The sequence below is a fragment of the Pseudoalteromonas sp. NEC-BIFX-2020_015 genome (assembly GCF_012952265.1).
GTDB lineage: Bacteria > Pseudomonadota > Gammaproteobacteria > Enterobacterales > Alteromonadaceae > Pseudoalteromonas > Pseudoalteromonas neustonica.
Genome location: NZ_JABCJL010000011.1, coordinates 1 through 12,556, shown reverse-complemented (window position 1 = coordinate 12,556; position 12,556 = coordinate 1). Strand labels below are relative to the sequence as shown.

The 12,556-nt window shown below is 39.8% G+C and carries 12 protein-coding genes; 9 read left to right on the top strand and 3 right to left on the bottom strand.

Going from position 1 to position 12,556, the window contains the following annotated elements:
* The first annotated feature begins 127 nt into the window (after positions 1-127).
* The 5 genes from astE (at position 128) to HH219_RS09995 (ending at position 5,721) form a co-directional block, all read left to right on the top strand.
* Entirely contained in the window at positions 128-1,180 is a 1,053-nt protein-coding gene (astE, locus tag HH219_RS10015; protein WP_169327368.1) for a succinylglutamate desuccinylase, read from the top strand.
* 262 nt (positions 1,181-1,442) lie between these two features.
* The gene (locus HH219_RS10010; protein WP_169327367.1) at positions 1,443-2,657 is read left to right on the top strand and encodes a thiamine pyrophosphate-dependent dehydrogenase E1 component subunit alpha; all 1,215 of its coding nucleotides are present in this window, start codon (positions 1,443-1,445) and stop codon (positions 2,655-2,657) included.
* Positions 2,657-3,634 carry an alpha-ketoacid dehydrogenase subunit beta gene (locus HH219_RS10005; protein ID WP_169327366.1) on the top strand — a complete coding sequence of 326 codons (978 nt, stop codon included), beginning with the start codon at positions 2,657-2,659 and terminating at the stop codon, positions 3,632-3,634. Before HH219_RS10010 ends, HH219_RS10005 begins: the two co-directional genes overlap by 1 nt.
* Positions 3,635-3,642: 8 nt before the next feature.
* Positions 3,643-5,226 carry a dihydrolipoyllysine-residue acetyltransferase gene (locus HH219_RS10000; RefSeq protein ID WP_169327365.1) on the top strand — a complete coding sequence of 528 codons (1,584 nt, stop codon included), beginning with the start codon at positions 3,643-3,645 and terminating at the stop codon, positions 5,224-5,226.
* Positions 5,227-5,361: 135 nt separating this feature from the next.
* Positions 5,362-5,721, top strand: coding sequence for a DUF805 domain-containing protein (locus HH219_RS09995; protein WP_169327364.1), 360 nt, complete (start codon positions 5,362-5,364; stop codon positions 5,719-5,721).
* Between the two features lie 66 nt (positions 5,722-5,787).
* On the opposite strand, the gene HH219_RS09990 is transcribed toward HH219_RS09995, so the two are convergent.
* Complete coding sequence (locus HH219_RS09990; protein WP_054204652.1) at positions 5,788-6,954, bottom strand: putative manganese transporter; 1,167 nt, start codon at positions 6,952-6,954, stop codon at positions 5,788-5,790.
* Between the two features lie 69 nt (positions 6,955-7,023).
* On the bottom strand, positions 7,024-8,649 hold the full coding sequence (locus HH219_RS09985) for a M28 family metallopeptidase (RefSeq protein ID WP_054453042.1): 1,626 nt from the start codon (positions 8,647-8,649) through the stop codon (positions 7,024-7,026).
* A gap of 108 nt (positions 8,650-8,757) precedes the next feature.
* Here HH219_RS09985 and HH219_RS09980 point away from each other — a divergent pair, with 108 nt between their 5' ends.
* The 4 genes from HH219_RS09980 (at position 8,758) to HH219_RS09965 (ending at position 12,462) form a co-directional block, all read left to right on the top strand.
* Positions 8,758-9,567: a DUF3025 domain-containing protein gene (locus HH219_RS09980; protein WP_169327363.1), complete on the top strand. Its 810-nt coding sequence runs from the start codon at positions 8,758-8,760 to the stop codon at positions 9,565-9,567.
* Entirely contained in the window at positions 9,564-10,352 is a 789-nt protein-coding gene (locus HH219_RS09975) for an ATP-binding cassette domain-containing protein (protein WP_169327362.1), read from the top strand. The genes HH219_RS09980 and HH219_RS09975 overlap by 4 nt, the downstream gene beginning before the upstream one ends.
* Positions 10,345-11,553: an ABC transporter permease gene (locus tag HH219_RS09970; RefSeq protein ID WP_054204648.1), complete on the top strand. Its 1,209-nt coding sequence runs from the start codon at positions 10,345-10,347 to the stop codon at positions 11,551-11,553. The genes HH219_RS09975 and HH219_RS09970 overlap by 8 nt, the downstream gene beginning before the upstream one ends.
* A gap of 138 nt (positions 11,554-11,691) precedes the next feature.
* Entirely contained in the window at positions 11,692-12,462 is a 771-nt protein-coding gene (locus tag HH219_RS09965) for a hypothetical protein (protein WP_169327361.1), read from the top strand.
* On the opposite strand, the gene HH219_RS09960 is transcribed toward HH219_RS09965, so the two are convergent.
* Positions 12,426-12,556 (bottom strand): IS3 family transposase (locus HH219_RS09960; protein ID WP_169327360.1); only part of this gene is annotated, 131 nt, incomplete at its 5' end. The two genes, HH219_RS09965 and HH219_RS09960, sit on opposite strands and share 37 nt — an antisense overlap.

The window sequence follows — 12,556 nt, the reverse complement described above, 5'->3', positions numbered from 1 at the left end:
CGTCTGCGAAACGTCCAACTGAACCTCATATATTGAGGTGGCTTGGGTATAATACATTATTAAAACGGCTGATTTAATCAGCCGTTTTTGTTTCTCATTCACACAATAAAATAAAGGCTTTAGAAGTATGTCAGCCAATTTAAGTTACTTAAATGAATTAAAACAAAATGGTGATTTTTTAACGCTCAGTCGTAACAATGAATGGCACTTAGATGCCAGTGCTTTTACGTTGGATAACGGTACAGCAGTAACGGTGCATGATACGGGGGTTATAGAGTTCCAACCAAAAGGCATCACTACGAAAGATGTGGTACTTTCGAGTGCAATCCATGGCAACGAAACCGCGCCAATTGAAATCTGCGATGAATTAATTAAGCGGATCATTAGCGGCGATTTGCAATTAGCACAACGCGCTTTGTTTATTTTTGGTAACCCGCAATCAATCAATATTGGCAAACGCTTTATAGATGAAAACCTTAACCGTTTATTTAATGGTCACCATACAGTTGAAGGTGTACCAATGAATAATGAGCGCGTCAGAGCTGCGAAACTTGAACAATACGTCAGTGATTTTTATTATCGTGGCTCGCAAGTAAGTCAGCGATGCCATTATGACTTACACACGGCAATACGTGGCTCAAAAAACGATAAGTTTGCAGTCTATCCTTTTTTACATGGCAAACCATGGAAGAAAGCGCAATTACAATTTTTGCTTAGCTGCGGTGTAAATACAGTCCTTATGATGAAATCAGCCGCGACGACCTTTAGCTATTATTCATCTTTTGTACATGGCGCGGATTCGTTTACAGTTGAACTTGGGCAGGTCAAGCCTTTTGGCGAAAATGATATGAGTCGCTTTGAAAAAACAAAGCAAACACTCACTGCATTAATTAGCCAAAAAGAAGTGATTTATAAAGAATTTGATGCAAGTGATTTTGAACTGTTTTCAGTTCATCGTTCAATTAATCGGACCGAACACGTATTTTCGTTTCCATTTTCCGATGACGCCGAGAATTTTACTGGTTTTGCTAAAGGTGAATTACTCGCAACCGATGGTCAGACCTGTTATTACGCTGAAGTCGATGGTGAGGCAATTATATTTCCAAATGCTGATGTAGCCCTTGGTCAGCGTGCATTGTTAACCGTAATACCATTAAAAAACACAGATAATATTATTTAATAAATAGTATTAACCAACCAAAATAAAGAGTTAACTATATGATTTTAAATGTTTAATTTGAATGTATAGTTAACTTTCCAGCCCAACTCTCGCCAATTAACTTTGTTTCGTCTATGATTAGTTGAATAACGCTTTACGTTAACGTAAGGTGTCGGCAGCTTTAATTTAAATACAGTGCAGTTTCTGCAAAGTTTATCCTGTAGGTCACATCCAATAATAACAAGTGACTTGCACTGTTTTCGACAACAAAAGAAGGTAGGTTATGAGTAATCCAAATAACGTATCGGTGAATATTAGTCATGATCTTGCATTTATTGATGGTCATGCGCTGAATATTCCGACCGTAAGCATCTTAAATGAGGACGGCGATATTCACACAGGGGCTACCGCACCTGATATTGATGAAAGTACGGCGCTGCGATTATATGAAACGATGCGTTTTATTCGTGCATTAGATGAACGAATGCAAGCAGCTCAACGTCAAGGCCGCGTTAGTTTTTATATGCAATGTTTAGGTGAAGAAGCAGCCGTCACTGCATCGGCGGCGGCACTGGACCAAGACGATATGATCATGGCGCAATACCGTGAACAAGCGGCATTGCATTATCGTGGTTTTACACTTGACCAGTTTATGAATCAAATGTTTTCAAATGAATTGGATTTAGGTAAAGGACGTCAAATGCCTATCCATTATGGTTCAAACGCCCTCAATTATATGACTATCTCATCACCGTTGGGTACCCAAATACCGCAAGCAACGGGTTATGCATACGGACAAAAAATCAAACATATCGATGCAAAAACGGGTGAGTTAAATAGCACAATTGATAATGTCACTATCTGCTATTTTGGTGAAGGTGCTGCATCCGAAGGTGATTTTCATGCCGGCTTAAATATGGCTGCAGTACATAAATCTCCTGTGATATTTTTTGCTCGAAATAACGGCTATGCGATTTCGACGCCTGCGGATGAACAATTTAAAGGTGATGGTATTGCATCTCGCGGTGTAGGTTACGGTATTAAGACCATTCGTGTTGATGGCGCTGATGCTTTAGCTGTTTATGCGGCAACCAAAAAAGCACGCGAAATTGCCACTAAAACAGGTGAGCCTGTATTGATAGAATCAATTGCTTATCGCTTAGGTGCGCACTCTACATCAGATGATCCTAGTGGTTATCGCTCTAAAGATGAAGAAGCAAACTTTCAATCTTGCCCAATTGAGCGCTTTCGTAAATGGCTCATTAAGAAAAATTGGCTTAATGATGAGGAAGACACCAAAGCCAAAGAGCAAATACGAGAAGATATTCTTGCGGCATTAAAGCGTGCAGAAGTGGTTGCTAAACCCGCTTTAGAAGAGCTTGTCTCAGATGTATATGATACGCCAATTCCTTCGTTACAACGCCAGTATGAACAATTGAAAGCGCATATTAAGCAACACCCAGATGCCTACCCAGTCACTGCAGGGAGAATTAAATAATGCCTAAAATGAATATGTTACATGCAATTAATTCAGCCCTTGATATTACAATGGCCGAACATCCTCAAGCATGTATTTTTGGTGAAGATGTAGGGTATTTTGGCGGTGTGTTTCGTGCGACCTCGGGATTACAAGAAAAATATGGTTCACACCGAGTCTTCAACACACCACTAACAGAGCAGGGGATCATGGGGTTTGCCAATGGTCTCGCTGCATTTGGTGCACCAGCACTGGCCGAAATTCAGTTTGCAGATTATATCTTTCCTGCGTTTGACCAAATTGTAAATGAATCCGCAAAGTTTCGTTATCGCAGTGGTAATGAATTCGACGTTGGTAACTTAACGATTCGTACTCCTTACGGCGGTGGTATTGCGGGAGGGTTATATCATTCACAATCACCAGAGGCGTATTTTGCACACACGCCAGGCCTTAAAATAGTGGTTCCTCGTAACCCTTATCAAGCCAAAGGGTTGCTACGAGCATCGATTAAAGATGATAACCCGGTTATTTTCTTTGAGCCTAAGCGTTTATATCGGGCGTCAACGGGTGAGGTGCCAGAAGAAGATTACAGCATTGAACTGGGTAAAGCAGAAGTAGTCACGCAAGGTACTGATGTAACACTGCTTGCTTGGGGTGCACAGATGGAAATCATCGAAGATGCAGCTAAACGAGCAAGTGAACAAGGGATCAGCTGTGAGGTGATTGATTTACGTAGTATTTTGCCGTGGGATATGAAAACGATTGCTGAGTCTGTAACTAAAACAGGCCGCTTAGTGGTCAGCCATGAAGCGCCAATCACGAATGGCTTTGGTGCTGAAATAGCGGCAACAATTCAGCAAGAATGTTTCTTACATTTAGAATCACCCATCTTACGTGTGTGCGGCTTAGATACACCGTATCCATTAGCGCTTGAAAAAGAGTATGTGCCGGATGCGTTGAAAGTACTTGCTGCAATCAAGCAATCGGTCGAATTTTAGGAGTTATCATGGCAAAAGATTTTATTTTACCGGATATCGGTGAAGGCATAGTTGAATGTGAAGTGGTTGAATGGCTTGTTGCTGAAGGTGACACTGTGGCTGAAGATCAACCAATCTGTGATGTGATGACTGATAAAGCATTAGTTCAAATTCCAGCGGTTCATGATGGTGTGATCAGCAAACTATATTACGCCAAAGGCGATATTGCACTTGTGCATGCGCCACTTTTTGCGATGGATGTGGCGGGTGATATTCCTTTACCGGTGGTTGAATCAGCCGTTAATGTTGAAGCCGACACACCTGCCGTTACAAGCGATGAACAACTTGAAGACTTTATTCTACCCGATATTGGTGAAGGTATTGTTGAATGTGAAATTGTTGAATGGCTGGTAAGTGAAGGCGATCAGATAGAAGAAGATCAGGCTGTGTGTGATGTAATGACAGATAAAGCATTAGTCCAAATTCCGGCTAAATACACAGGTACCGTTGTTAAATTATTTTATGCCAAAGGTGATGTGGCACAAGTGCACAGCCCGTTATTTCAAATGTCGATTGCAGGTACGCAAGCAAACGTTGTTGATATAAATGACGCTTTAGTAAAAGCACAAACAAAAGCCGTTGAACAAAAGCCGATTGAATCAGAAAATAAAGCAGTTTCTGCACCAGTAATTAATAAAAAAGCGGTGGCTTCTCCTGCAGTGCGTCGTAAAGCTCGTGAACTTGATGTTGACTTAACAACAGTGCCAGGCAGCGGTAAAAATGGCCGTATTTATAAAGAAGATATAGCGCAATTTATCAAAAGTGAAGTACCAAATAGTATTGATACGTCACCGTTACAACCCGCAGCTGATATAAGTACGAATAAAAACCCCGTCAATGGCACTGGTGGTTCTCGCGTTGAACCAATTAAAGGCATTAAAGCGGCAATGGCGAAGCAGATGGTTGCCTCTGTTACAACTATCCCGCACTTTACTTTTTGCGATGAAATTGACTTAACAAATTTAATCGCACTGCGCAGCGATCTCAAAGAGCAGTATAAGCAGCAAGGCGTTAAGCTGACTATGATGCCGTTTTTCATTAAAGCTTTATCATTGGCAATGAAAGAGTTTTCGGTTTTAAACTCTAAAGTAAATGATGATTGCACTGAACTCACCTATTTTGACGATCACAATATTGGTATGGCTGTGGACTCAAAAATTGGTTTACTGGTACCAAATATTAAACAATGCCAAAGTAAAAGTATTGTTGAGGTTGCTAATGAGGTGTCTCGCTTAACAGATTCAGCCCGAGAAGGGCGTGTTAGTCCGGATGATCTCAAAGGTGGCACGATTAGCATTTCTAATATTGGTGCGCTTGGGGGCACAATTGCTACACCGATTATTAATAAACCAGAAGTCGCCATTGTTGCATTAGGTAAATTACAGCACTTACCACGTTTTGATGGACAAGGGCAGGTGATATCCGCAGCAATCATGCAAGTAAGCTGGTCTGGCGATCATAGAGTAATTGATGGCGGGACAATCGCACGATTTAATAACCTATGGAAATCATATTTAGAAAGCCCAGCTAAAATGATGATGGCAATGAGTTAAGTTTAAACGTTACCTATTTTAAAACCAGCTTAATGCTGGTTTTTTGTTTTAATGTTGTTGCTTTTTATTTATTATATAGCTGTCTCTAAAAAGCGACACCCGTAAGGGAATTTAAAAATACACTAAGGAATTATTATGGAATACTTTATGGAAGCGATGCGTCGTTACGCTGATTTTGACGGCCGAATTCGTCGCAAGGCATATTGGATGTTTGCACTTTTTTATCTTATATTTTATATCGTGTGTGCAGTTATCGACGGTGTACTAGGTACTATGTGGATTACCACAATCTTCAGTTTAGCAATGATTGTACCTTGTATTAGTGCAGGGGCAAGGCGCCTGCACGATACGAACCGCTCAGGTTGGTGGCAACTAATCTCGTTTATACCACTTATAGGCGCGATTGTGTTAATCGTATTTTGCGTACAAGATTCGCAAGATGGCGAGAATGATTTCGGTGCTAACCCAAAAGAAGCTGATCTGCAAAGCGCTTAAAAGTACTTAAAAATAATTAAGTTAAATCTCAAGCTCAGCTATCGCTGAGCTTTTTTATAGTCACAATTAAACCCCATAAAAATATAGACCATACCCAACAAACATCGCTGGTATTGCTGAATAAGCTGTTGCAACTAATGCCGCACGCGGTGCCATCGCTATTGCAGGGAATAGGGCATCACCGTCATTAGAGATTGCATTAGCCGCTAACGCACTAAAAGGAATAATACCTTGTATATAAAGTGTCGTTACCACGATTTGTGGCCCACAGCCTGGTAAAAAGCCAATTGCTACAGCTATTAAAGGAGCTAAGTAAGCATAGTGGGTAAACCATGCTTTAAGATCAACCCCTGCAAAGGTCACTAAAAGTTCAAATAGCATAAATGATGCGACAACCCAAGCTGTTACAAAGTGGGTATCTTGAAGCACTTTATATAATTTAGACGGCGGGTTGATTGTTTCCTCCTCAGACGTGATCTCTTGATAGCTTTGCCCTTTTGAAGATAATGCCCAAGTAGTAACAGCAAGTAGCGCCATTACAGCACCAAATACAGTGATTGAATCTGCAAGGGTGTTATTAATAGCGTTAAAGTCTGTATTTAACGCTATTAATACAGCAATGATCACGCTGGGTATAAGAATTATTTGCCATACCGACTTACTGAAAATAATTGCTCTACTAGGACTGTTTAAGCAGTCATCGCAAAAGTCATTTTTTTCTGGACGAAGATAATCTTTGTCATGAAAAGCATTCACTAAAGACCCACTAATAACGCCAACGCTAAGGCCGATAGCCATAATAAGTAGACCTTCGATGGGTTTTGTTGCTAAGAGTAAAAACGCAGCGTCACCCATGGTTGCGGTGAGCACTGCCACAACAGAGCCAAAGCTGGCTTGCCCTTTAGTGAATTGCGTTACAACAATAATGGCCCCACCGCAGCCGGGTAAGGCTCCTAAAAATGATGCAAAGCTTACCTCGAGTAAAGGAGATTTTTGGCTCAAATAGCCCAACTCTAACTGTGGAAGCCGATCAATGGCGTAATAGTAAATAAATAATGTGGCGGCAACAAATACACTAACCTGAAAAAAAGCATCGCTCATTGAGGCTAATGTAATATCTCTAATAGGGGGATAAGCTAAGCAACATAATAATAAAAACGGCAATAATAAACGTTTGTTATTAACAAAAAGTGTCGCGGGCAGAGCGATTTTTGGTAGTGTGTGAGAGAACATAAGTGCAACCTAAAAACTGTATAGGTTGCACTTTAGATTTAAATCAAATGAAAATCAATATCATTTACATTATTTTCTTTGAAATTCTGAATTTTCATTCCATGTTGGCCATTCGCTTTGCTGTGAAATATCAAAACCTACTTGATAAAATAACTGTAAGTCTTGCACTGCGCCAGATAAATTCCACTCATCACGGTATCTGTCGCAAGGTTGATGGTAGCAACCTCTTAGTACTAAGCTCATACGCTTGCGATAATTAGCCGTTTCTTCATCAAATGCTTCGCTTCCGCCACCGGCATACATTGCAGGTACACCCATATTAGCAAAAGCAAAATGATCAGAGCGATAGTAACCACCTGATGACGGTTTAGGATCACCAGATACGGTTCTATTTTGTGCTTTAGCCGCTGTAGCAAGCAACGTGTCCATTTGCGACTTACCAATACCAACCACGCTGATATCTTTTACTTTACCAAGTAAATTTAGGCTATCCATGTTGATATTTGCAACTGTTTTATCTGCAGGGATAACTGGGTTTGCTGCATAGTATTTTGAACCAAGTAAACCTTGCTCTTCAGCTGTAACTGCTAAAAAGGTCATAGAGCGCTTAGGGTTAACAGGTAAAGTTGCAAATGCTTCTGCTACTTCAATCATACCACCAGTACCCGTGGCATTATCGTGAGCACCGTTATATATTTGATCGCCTTTACGGTTTTTATCAGTCCCTAAGTGATCCCAATGCGCTGAATAAATAATATGTTCATCCGCCAGTTCACTGCCAGGTAACGTCGCAATAAAGTTATACGAAATAGATTTTTTAATCGTGTTTTTAATCGCAACCGAAGCGGTTAAATCACCCATATCTACGTTGTAAGCACCTTTAGCTGCATTGCTTTTGACAGTGTTAAAGTCTAGACCCGCTTTATTAAATAGCTCTTTAGCAACATCTGTTGTCACCCAGCCTTCTACAGCAACTCTGTCCATATTGTTGTTTTCTTTTTGAAAACCAAACTGCTCGCCACTCCAAGAGTTTTCAACAACAGACCACGGGTATGAAGCTGGCGCTGTTTCATGGATAATGATTGCACCAGCAGCCCCTTGGCGACTCGCTTCTTCGTATTTGTAAGTCCAACGGCCATAGTAGGTCATTGCATCGCCAGTAAAAAGAGCAGGATCTTTAGTCGCAAAGCCCGGATCGTTTACTAGCATAACCACGGTCTTGCCTTTAACATCAATGCCCGCGTAATCATTCCAGTTGTATTCAGGCGCATTTACACCATAACCTACAAACACAAGTTCGGAATCTTTAATAGCTTGGCTTTGACTAATGCGGCTGCTGCCCATTACCATGTCTTTTTTATATTGATAGTCTTTACCGCCAATACTTAAAACCATGTTTGAGTCAGCTTCAAGAGAGACTAAAGGCACTTCCTGTAAAAAGCTATTACCGTTACCCGGCTTATAACCCAACTTTGTAAATTGTTCAGTGAGGTATGCAAGCGTTAGCTCTTCACCTTTTGATGATGGAGCGCGTCCACCAAACTCATCAGATGCTAATACTTTAATATGCTCGGCTAATTGCACATCATTAATCGAGTTATAGCCTTTAGTAACATCATCAGAGGTAAGACTTGTTGTTGCACATCCTGCAAGTACAGCAGTTGCTAGAAGTGTAAGAGAAAAATAACGTTTCATAGTCGCTCTTTTTTTGTTTTAAGTGAGTCTAGTATAAGAACTTCTGTTAAAGAGAACCAGTTTTTGCGGTAAACTCACCTCATAATAACTGTAAAGCTAAAGGTACTCATGAAACGATTTACCCCTTATGAACAATGGCATAGTGCAAGTCTTGAAAGTGGAGCATTTAATCATCTAAATACATTATTTGCTGTAAGTAATTTACCTGACTGGCCTCAATGTACGTGGTTTACATCGTTTCTTGATGCTAAAAATGCCAATCAACAAGCAATTACCTTTGTTGATGATGCATGTTTTAGTGAAGAAGAACGTTATTACGAACAAATAATCTTCGATACAGGGCAAGTACCTACACGACAACAAAACTGGCATGATTTATTTGGCGGACTAATATGGTGCTTATTTCCTAAAACTAAGTCACTGATCAACCAGCGTCATATTGAAGAAATAACTCAACACGGTACAAAGCAGCGAACTAAGCATCGCAACGCGTTAACTCTATTTGATGAGTGTGGCGTTGTACTCGCTGTAAGTGATGATTCGTGGCCTAAATTACTCAAAAATCATCAATGGACTACGGCATTTTTTGAGCGACGCGAGCTATGGGGAAAAACAATTTTCCCCTATATTTTTGGGCACGCTAATTATGAAATGCTCACAAAACCCTATATTGGCTTAACGGGTAAAGCGTTATTTGTAAAAGTACCAGCTGACATATTTTGTAAAGATTTAGCACAGCAGTATCAGTTTATAGATCAAATGCTTTATGAGATGATTAGTGTTGACAACTGTTTAAGGGACAACAGCCTGCTATCGCCATTGCCTCTGTTAGGGGTGCCTGGTTGGTATGATAATAATAACTTAGAATTTTATAGTAATACGGATTACTTTAGACCTAAACGAAGGACACGAATATGATAGAAGTAACTGGGCTTAAAAAGAAATTTAAGCTGACGAAAGATCATAAAAAAAATAAATTAGAAAAAGTAGATCCGCGTGAAGATAAAGATTATTTTCATTCAGTTCGTGATGTCAGTTTTCAGTGCGCTAAAGGTGAAGTGCTTGGTTTACTGGGCCCCAATGGTGCGGGAAAAACAACTACATTACGCATGATTTCAACAGCATTAAAACCAGATGAAGGCACCATTTATATCGCTGGCGAAAATATTGTTAAAAAGCCTTTATTTGGGCGTAAATCGATTGGGTTCTTATCGGGTAGTACAGGTTTATATGGACGCTTAACGGTAAAAGAGAATATAGAATACTTTGCAAAACTACATGGTATGAATAAAGTCGCGATTAAAACACGCTGCGATGAATTATTCGACCTCCTTGATATGCATAGCTTTATTGATAAACGCGCAGAAAACCTATCAACAGGTATGAAACAAAAAGCAAATATTGCCCGTGCTGTCGTTCATCAGCCAGCGGTTGTGGTGCTCGATGAGCCGACAACGGGGTTAGATATTATGACCACACAAACAGTGATCGAATTTATCAAAGGGCTCAAAGCACAAGGCACACCGGTTATATTCTCAACCCATCATTTAGATGAAGTTGCGTTACTGTGCGATCGAGTTGCAGTGATCAACGAAGGGATCAGCTGCTTTGATGGCACTGTTGAAGAATTTAAACAGGCAGGTAACAGTGAAGAGCTAAACCAAGCGTTTATGAACATATTAACGGAGAAGCATAATGTTTGAAGTATATAAAAAGGAATTGAAAGAGCTCCTTCGCGACAAAAAAACCCTTATGTTTGTTGTGGCACTGCCAGTACTTATTTTCCCAATAATTTTTGCAGTTATGGCTTTTATTAGTTCGCAAGCCGCACTTGAAGCGGACCAAAAAGTTAATACATACGTAATTATTAATGGCGAATATGCACAAGAATTTACCGACAAAGTGTTTTACCACAAAAGCTTTGAACTCTATAAAGGCAGTAAAGCCTTTAATACAATAGAAGATCTTAAAGCAGGTGTTACAGCCGGCGATATAGATATGGGAATTTACTTGCCAAGTAATGCTGTAAAAACGCTCGATGGCGGTGAGCAAAGCAAATGGCAAGTTGTATTTAACGATGCAAAATCAATAAATTTTTTATTTAAACGGGTTAAAGAACTTGCTCAAGAATACAGCGACGTACTGCAAGCTGATAAGCTAAAAAGTTTTGGGATAGAAGAGTCTACGCACAAATCTATTCTTAACCCAATTGAAGTTGTTAAAGTAGATACAGCCGATAAGCGCGAAAACTTAGGAGAAAAAATTGGTGGCTTTTTACCTTACCTACTTATTCCATTAGTATTAATGGGGGCTACTTATCCAGCAATAGATTTAGGTGCCGGTGAAAAAGAACGCGGCACACTTGAAACATTGTTGCTTACACCCATAACACGCACAGAGCTGGTACTCGGTAAATTTATCACATTACTGACTACATCTATTGCATCAACCACAATTACCGTCGTCAGTATGGGCGGGTGGGTTGCAGTTGCATTGGCGTTCGCCGACTTAGAATTTATTAAAACGGCTTTTAGTACGTTAGCAGTAACCGATTTACTGATGATTTTTGTGTTATTACTTCCACTGGCTGCCATATTCTCTTCTTTAGCGTTAGCTATCTCAATTTATGCGCGTACGTTTAAAGAAGCCCAAAACTACATGGCTCCATTAAGCATGGGTGTATTTTTCCCTATCATTATTTCAATAATGCCGAATATGGAATTGACCGCTAAAACCGCGTTTATCCCAGTAACAAACGTTGCGCTAGCCATTAAAGATATAATTAAAGGCACAGTTGATTACACATTTGTAGGGCTAATATTTTTAGCAACCGCACTTATTGCAGGTGCGTTACTGGCATTTTGTGTTAAATGGTTTAACCGAGAAGATGTACTATTTAGGTAGTGTGTTACTCATTATAAAAAGCATCACTTAAGTGATGCTTTTTTGTTTCTTAAGCCATTTCTTTGAAGCTATTGTATTAAGTCATTAAATCGTTTAAGTTCATAAGCTGAGCTATGGATTAACCACAAGGATGGATTCTTGAAAATACCCCTATTCTACCTCTCGCTATTTAGCGTTAGCTGTGCTTTTTGCACGCTAACCTATACAACAACTTCACATGCAAAAAGCATTCAGCCAACCACCCATATTGGTACGTGGCAAAATAAAGATGAAGACGGTGATGGTGTGCCTGATGAGCAAGATGACTATCCGTTTGAAGCGAGTAAAACTCAATACCCTGTTTATTTTGAAAAAGAACCTAACGATAACCCATCTGTTGCAACTCCAGTAGAGCTTGGTAAAGGTTTTAAAGTTAAGGGCGTTATTTCATCAAGAACAGACAAAGGCGATTTATATGGTTTTAACGTTGATGATGGAACTATGGTCACTGCTGTATTCGAAAGTGCAGCTAAACGATTTGACCCGCAAGTTTATGTATCAAACTCAGAAGGCAGAGTAATTAGTAAGTATGTTATTAGCGAATATAAGAAATTTGGAAAGCATATTGTTAACTTTCATATGTTTGAGGCAGGTCGTTATCAACTAAGTGTAATGGATAATAATTACGGTGGTGGCCCTGATTTAACCTACAGTATGGTTTTATTTCATGACGAAGATGTAGATGCTTTTGATGATGAGAAGGAACGTGCATTTGGCAGTAACCTTATTAAAAATGACCAAGATCAAGATGGTATTTTAGATGGTTTAGAGCACGTTTTATTAAATAGTAGTACTGAATCGCCCCGAGTTCATCGGAGACCAGTTTGTTTAAGTCAGGCCACTTTACCTGACTCGTTTAAATTGTCATAGTAGTTTGCTTCATATTGAGCTGGTGAAACATACCCAATTGAAGAGTATAACCGTTGATTGTTAAACCAACTTACCCATTCTAAGGTTGCATATT

What these genes read in the sequence shown, in the direction of transcription:
- astE (WP_169327368.1), top strand. Translation starts at nt 128, where the DNA reads ATGTCAGCCAATTTAAGTTACTTAAATGAATTAAAACAAAATGGTGAT.
- HH219_RS10010 (WP_169327367.1), top strand. Translation starts at nt 1,443, where the DNA reads ATGAGTAATCCAAATAACGTATCGGTGAATATTAGTCATGATCTTGCA.
- HH219_RS10005 (WP_169327366.1), top strand. Translation starts at nt 2,657, where the DNA reads ATGCCTAAAATGAATATGTTACATGCAATTAATTCAGCCCTTGATATT.
- HH219_RS10000 (WP_169327365.1), top strand. Translation starts at nt 3,643, where the DNA reads ATGGCAAAAGATTTTATTTTACCGGATATCGGTGAAGGCATAGTTGAA.
- HH219_RS09995 (WP_169327364.1), top strand. Translation starts at nt 5,362, where the DNA reads ATGGAATACTTTATGGAAGCGATGCGTCGTTACGCTGATTTTGACGGC.
- HH219_RS09990 (WP_054204652.1), bottom strand. Translation starts at nt 6,954, where the DNA reads ATGTTCTCTCACACACTACCAAAAATCGCTCTGCCCGCGACACTTTTT.
- HH219_RS09985 (WP_054453042.1), bottom strand. Translation starts at nt 8,649, where the DNA reads ATGAAACGTTATTTTTCTCTTACACTTCTAGCAACTGCTGTACTTGCA.
- HH219_RS09980 (WP_169327363.1), top strand. Translation starts at nt 8,758, where the DNA reads ATGAAACGATTTACCCCTTATGAACAATGGCATAGTGCAAGTCTTGAA.
- HH219_RS09975 (WP_169327362.1), top strand. Translation starts at nt 9,564, where the DNA reads ATGATAGAAGTAACTGGGCTTAAAAAGAAATTTAAGCTGACGAAAGAT.
- HH219_RS09970 (WP_054204648.1), top strand. Translation starts at nt 10,345, where the DNA reads ATGTTTGAAGTATATAAAAAGGAATTGAAAGAGCTCCTTCGCGACAAA.